Annotated in this window: 2 protein-coding genes and 1 pseudogene; 2 read left to right on the plus strand and 1 reads right to left on the minus strand. The window is 63.5% G+C overall.

Annotation, left to right across the window (positions count from 1 at the left end; all coding sequences use genetic code 11):
* Positions 1 to 383: 383 nt before the first annotated feature.
* Together IEY88_RS43760 and IEY88_RS43765 are read left to right on the plus strand one after the other, a co-directional pair.
* Positions 384 to 854 (plus strand): annotated as a pseudogene (locus tag IEY88_RS43760) (NCS2 family permease); the annotation flags it as partial.
* Between the two features lie 58 nt (positions 855 to 912).
* Positions 913 to 1,815 carry an XdhC family protein gene (locus tag IEY88_RS43765; RefSeq protein ID WP_229694357.1) on the plus strand — a complete coding sequence of 301 codons (903 nt, stop codon included), beginning with the start codon at positions 913 to 915 and terminating at the stop codon, positions 1,813 to 1,815.
* A gap of 3,027 nt (positions 1,816 to 4,842) precedes the next feature.
* Here IEY88_RS43765 and IEY88_RS43770 read toward each other — a convergent pair.
* The gene (locus tag IEY88_RS43770; RefSeq protein WP_189160793.1) at positions 4,843 to 5,814 is read right to left on the minus strand and encodes an NAD-dependent epimerase/dehydratase family protein; all 972 of its coding nucleotides are present in this window, start codon (positions 5,812 to 5,814) and stop codon (positions 4,843 to 4,845) included.
* Positions 5,815 to 6,543 lie beyond the last annotated feature (729 nt).

Consider the following 6,543-nt stretch of genomic DNA (forward strand, 5'->3'; position numbering starts at 1 on the left):
ACCGCGCTCAAAGGCCTACCACCCGCCAGCCGCGTTCCTAACCTCTCAGGTCAGTACACCTAGGTCCGCCGGCCCTGCGGGATGTAACTTTGCATTCGGGTGCTTGCCTGACAGAGCCCGCACCTACCCGCAAGCTCGATGCGTAATCGCTTGGTGACGGAAGTGACAGAGGCAAGCCCGATGTTCGACCGCCAAATCGTGCAGACGAACATGGTAACGGCCGTGAATGGTACGCGGCACGGAACAAGCCGGAGCCGTCTGCCCCCATCGATGGACCCTGCGACAGGGCTGGGTACGCTGGCGTACTGCTCGATGGCCATCTATCGAGGGCTGTAACGAATATCATGGTCTAGTTTGGTGACCTTCTCTCAGCTCACTGTTGGGGGATGGGCAGGATCCTCATGGTCGACGGTGCGGCGCGATCGCCGGTGGCGTCACGGGGGTCCGCCCCGAACACCGTGTTCCTGGAGTCGGCCGCGAGCGTTGGCGAAGGCGCCCGGACCGGCCTGGCCTCGGTGGTGACCGGCGGCCTGTTCCTGGTGGCACTGCTGTTCACGCCGCTGGCGACGGTCGTGCCCGCGCAGGCGGCGGCCCCGGCGCTGGTGGTGATCGGCGGCCTGATGATGACCCAGATCCGTCGAACCCCCTGGCAGGACACGGACTTCACGATCCCTGTGTTCCTGACCGTGTCCATCATCCCGTTCACCTACTCGATCACCAACGGCATCGGCGCGGGCCTCGTGTCCTACGTCGTGCTGCGCATCTGCAAGGGCCGCTGGCCGGGCTGGCTGATGACTGGTCTCGCCCTGTTGTTCGCCGTGTACTTCGGCGTGGATCTGATCAGCGGCACGTGACGCGGCGTCCCAGCCGAGCGGCCACCCGGCCGGGACCTCGCCCTGAGAGGAGTGTGCGATGCGTGACCTAGCGTCAACCCTGCTGTCGTGGGACCGGTTCGCGGTCGCGTCGGTGGTGGCCGTGCGGGGCAGTGCGCCGCGCCCGGTCGGCGCCGCAATGGCCGTCGGGCCGTCCGGCGAGGTGATCGGCAGCGTGTCCGGCGGCTGCGTGGAGGCCGAGGTCCACGACCTGGCGTGCCAGGTCCTGGATTCGGGTGTGCCCGTTCTCGCCTCGTTCGGCTACGCCGACGACACGGCGTTCGCGGTCGGCCTCACCTGCGGCGGCTCACTGGACGTGCTGGTGCAGCGCGACTCCCCCGCGTTGCGCGCGACGCTCTCGGCTTCCGTTGCCGGGCATCCGCTGTCCGTGCGCTTCGAGGCGGAGGACAGGGTGTTCACCGAGTCGTGGCTGCCACCGCCACGCCTGCTGATGTTCGGCGCCATCGACCACGCCGCCGCGGTGGCCGAGATCGGACGCTTCCTCGGCTATCACGTGACGGTGTGCGACGCACGGCCCGTATTCGCCACTCCCGCCCGTTTCCCCGCAGCGCATTCCGTGGTCGTCGACTGGCCACACCGCTACCTCGCGTCCACCCACACCGACTCGTCCACCGCCGTCATTGTGCTGACCCACGACCCGAAGTTCGACATCCCCGTGCTCGTGCAGGCCCTGTCCCGGCCGCTGGCGTTTGTCGGCGCCCTGGGCTCCCGCCGCACCCACGCCGAACGGCTCGCGCGCCTGCGCTCGGAGGGCGTTCCGGAGGCGTCGCTGGCACGCTTGCGTTCCCCATCGGCCTCGACCTGGGCGTCCGCAGCCCCGCCGAGACCGCGGCGTCGATCGCGGCCGATGACACACCCTGGCTCCATCGCACCTCGATCGGCGGATCGTCGGCCACGAACTTCAGCGGTCCGGGCACGTTAACTTGCATCAGGTCTTTTGTACCCCGACCATCACAGCCGCCGGCATCAGCGCCGCGCCGCCCCCGGTCAAAGCAGGGACAGCCAAACCCGATTATGCCCCAAAGCGTCCAGCACCCGACCGAGCTGAGTGCTTGCCCAGCGCGGACACGTCAGCACAACCACCGAGAACAACCGCTACCACGGTGCGCCCGATGGAGTCGAACACCGGCCAGGCGAACATCAGGCCCACCCGACTCCGAGCAACGCGCCACCAGTACGCGCGCCGAGTCCGGCCAAAACTCGACCGCCGTATACGGGTGCGGATCGCCACCACCGGTCACACCGCATTTGGCCAACGCGAACAGCACTGCTGCGGTCAGTACCCGCGCGGCCACCCGCCGATCGACACCTGGGTGATCTCACGCCGCATGACGATCCTCGGACGTCGCCACGACGACAACGAGCGGTCGTAGCAGCGGGCCGGCGTAAAGCGCGTCGGGCCGGAACCGGGGCCGACGGCGTTTGCCGCGCCACCGGCTGCATTACGTCGATCGGCGGAATCAGCTGTCCCGGGATGATTACTTTCGGGTGCGCAAGTTCGCTGCCACCTCACCCGGCGCTGCGGCGAGAATCTTGCCATCGGATCGTCACGGCCCGCGGGTCTGCCTGCCCGGCTTCGCTTCCTGTTTCAACGGAGTGACCAAGGACCAGGACGCGACAGTCGCCAGCTTGACCGTGCCCTACAGCAAAGGCCCACCGAGGCCATGAACACGAAGATCAACCTGCTCAAGAGACAAACCTATAACAAGGCCAGCTTTAGCCCGCTATGCCAGAAAATCCTTGTTACCGACTGAGTCCGCCGCCGTGACGGCGGTCATCCTTGATCACGCAACTAAGCACAGAGCCGAACGTTCTACAGACCCGCGCCGTCGACGATATGGACGTTCGATGCCTTGTACACGTTGACAATATCAGGCGTTCGGCGAGCCGGCCCTGCTGCGGGCCTTGACAAAATATCGCGCGGATGGCGAGTCTCTGTCCTAACAACAAACGTTGCGTGGCGAAGGCCTGCAAGCGCCGACCTCGCTGGCGAGCAGTGAATATATGAAGTAGCTGCAGGGCAGTTCCGCGCCCGCTCGTGCTCACGTGACAAGCTCTAATGCCTGTCGACCACTCGCAGTATGGACAGAGGGGACCCAGGCATGGAAAGCATTGCGAAAACGAGTTCTTTGGCAACTTTTTATAGCGCCGCGTTTCATTCCCCGAAGACAGTCGGAGCAGTCTGGCCGAGTTCGTCTAGGCTGGCCGCGCGGCTAGTAGCCATCATACCTTCGGTTGGTGATCCCACGATTGTGGAACTTGACCCCGGGACGGGTGCAGTCAGCGCCGCGATCGAGGCGAGACTTCAAGGCCGGGGGGCTGCACATCGCTCTGGAATCCGACCCATCGATGGCCCACTTTCTTTATCGAAACATCTGCGAACGAGAGCCCACCTCGTTGATGTAGTTAATCTGGACAGTGTCTTGGACCGAGAGCGGCTCGCCGAGGTGGACGCGGTCGTGTCAGGCTTGCCGTGGGCATTGATCGCTGCCGACAAGCAACAGCTCATCCTCGAGCGAGTCGCCGCTTCGCTCGCACCATCAGGCGTGTTCACCGCATTCGCATATCTCCACGGGCTCGGGCTGGCAGCAGTTCGGCACCTTCGCCAGTCCTTGCCCTAAACATTCGACGAGGTCCTGCCAACCCGCACAGTGTGAGAAATTTTCCGCCTGCCATCACCTATGTTTGCAGGCGACCTCGGCGAGCTGCCTAAATCGAGATTTTCGCCTAATTGCGTTATCGTCGCTTTATCTGCGGACGCGAAGTCCAGTTGCAGTCTCTCGCCCAAAAACGAGGAGTTGCTATGCGTTCGGCTAGGCACCGCAGGAACCTGGTGCACGACGTGTAACCGGGCGGACGTCACCGTGATACAGGTCGCGCGGGAACGTACCCAGTGTCGAGGGCGCCCGGCCCGATAAACAAGCTGAATCGCGCCGTGCCTCAGCATATCGACGTCGCCGATACTTGTTTCGCCCCGGTGAGTCATCTAGCCACGATTGGGGCGATCTTCGCCACCGCATCCGCGCCCGCCGGACCGGCAACTTGAGCTGTCGTTCGGCTGGCTCATGCAGATCTGCACCAGCCACGTCACTGGGGCCAGGCCCGCGCGCGACACGAGACTCGGATCATCGAATGTGGCTCTTATCTGGTCACGGATATGATGATCGCATCCAGCAGATACCTTCTCGCTTTAGTGGCCTTGTTCTCCACAAGAACAATCATCCCAAGTCGGAGGGCATCTGGTCCACGACACGAGCTGAACTCAAATCATCGGCGGATCTGGGCCAAGATGTTCGGCTGCGCACATATTCCATTTGGACGAATCTGGCTTGCTGCGGTGCAGCCGCCGAGTTTATTCGGTTCCAGTCCGAGCGCGTTCGACAACGCGCTGCCTTCGCATGGCCAACGTGAGTGGAATCCACGCAAGTGGCTTCACCTACGACATCGCACAGGAACGTCAGCGTCGGACCCATTGACGACCAGCTTCGTGACCGTAGCTCCGTGGACGGTATTGCAACTTCACCTGGAAAAGGGCAAACCTGACAAGATGAAAGTGCGGCTGCCGTATTAGACGACGCGCTTGGCGTAGCGGTAGCGGAACTGCTGGAGCCGACGGGATTGCTTCACCGTTTGTCACTCGGCCGCGAGCAGGCGCGGAAGGGCGGCTGCTGCCTGAGTATTAAAATGAGGTCGATGTGAGAGCTACTGGATCGAATCGTGGTTTGGCGTAGGTGCCGTTCGCCGGCTGCCATCGCCAGAGTCGCCCAGGTTCTGGGTTTAGGTCGCAAGATCTTGATGCAACGATGGCGATCGCAGGGAATGCGTGGCAGGTCCGGTCTCCGGCGGATGTGTCGAAGCGGCCGTCTTCCACGCGGCATAGGGAATCTCTGCTGGCGCAGAGGCAAGATTGAGCATCTTTGACTTCTGCGAGTGAGAGGACATCACGGTGTCACTGGCTCAGCGCCGCGAGTCCGGCTGTACGGCTCGTGACCGGCGTGTACCCCAGCTCCGTGCGCGCCTTGGTGATGTCGATCGTGCATTCCTGGCTAGAGAGCCAGAAGCTCATCCGATCCACCGGCGGGGCTCCCTTCAAGCGTAGGGTCTGCCAGAGCGCTTCACCCATCTTCGTCAGCGCATTGGCGACGCCGACGGGCATCGAGCGTCGGGGGGCCACTACACCCTGGGTGGCGAGCAGCGCGGTAATGAAATCCCGGAAGACCACCGGCTCACCGTCGGTGACGAAGTAGGCTTGCCCTGGACGCCCCCGGTCGGCGGCGAGTAGCAGCCCTTCAACCGCGTTGTCCACATGGGTGGTATCGATCAGATGGCGGCCGCCGCCGATCCAGGCGAAACGCCCGCGCCGTACGGCGTCGAGCAGTTCGGGCAGCACCGTCGTGTCACCACGACCCCAGACGAACCGAGGCCGGACGGCCACGGTTTCAAGACCTTCCCCGTAGGCGCCGAGCACCAACTGCTCGGCTACCGCCTTCGAGGACGCATATGGTGCTGCGGAATCGGGTCGAAGGACTGCGGTCTCATCGACGTTTACCAACGCTTGCCCACCCATCAGAGCCGCTTCCGTGCCCACATGGATCAACCTGCGCACACTCGCTCTCCGGGCAGACTGCAGGACATTCTTCGTCCCCTGCACGTTAACAGACCAGAACGCCCGGCGGCTGCCACCGCGAGCTGTGAGCGCGGCCGAGTGAAACACGAGCTCGCAGCCTTCCATTGCCTTTCGAACCCCTTGGACATCGGTAACCAGGTCCCCGCGAACAGGTGAGGCGCCCGCCTGCAGAACATTTCGGGCCGCGGCGTCGCTGCGAGCAAGTGCGCGCACATCGTGACCGCCGTCGACCAATCGCTCGATCAGGCGTCTGCCCACGAAACCGGAACCGCCTGTCACGAAAACGCTCGTCATACTGCTCCCCTGATTTTGCTGTCATCACGCGACGCGAGCCTCTTGGCTACCAGAAGGTCGGATACGTCCGCGTCGGTCGCATGCTGCCACCTTCGAGCGCGTTCGGCCAGCTCACCGGCCGGCTTGCCGTAGGCGCGAGCAGCCTTACGTGCGAGCGTCACAGTAGGCCGCTGTATTAGGGTTTACTGACGATCAACCTCCGAGTTCATCGGACTGCCATCCGCCGACCCGGTCACAGTTCTCTCAGCATGGTCGCCGGCTCCACGGCGGGAACGCGTCGTGCGCCAGCTCTGGCCTGCTCTGCAGCGATCTACACGCATATGTTCGACGACTCATGAACACCACGCTTCATTCAGGCGCTTGCGCCCGTACTCGGCCCTGCACGACGGCAGACAATGAGTCCTAAACTCGACTACGACTAGCTCTGCACAAGGTCATGGCCGACCGAAGCATGTTCGAGACCACCGATCTGATCGAGCCGGTTCCGGCGGCGCCGCGGGCTGGGCAACCCCTCAACGGAAGAACTGCACCGGCGTAGGCGACCTGCGGCCAAAGCGAGCACCTATTTGTTGAGTCGGTCAGCCGTGAACGCATTCCGTTCAGTCCTTAGTGGCGGCAACCGCTTGAACTCGCCGCTGATGGCGCTAGTAGACGGGATTGTAAAACGTTCGGTGTAACTCCCGATCATGGAAGTGCACCTGATGACCGACATGGTGTCCGGCGTGGAGA

It is taken from the genome of Lentzea pudingi, assembly GCF_014646255.1.
GTDB lineage: Bacteria > Actinomycetota > Actinomycetes > Mycobacteriales > Pseudonocardiaceae > Lentzea > Lentzea pudingi.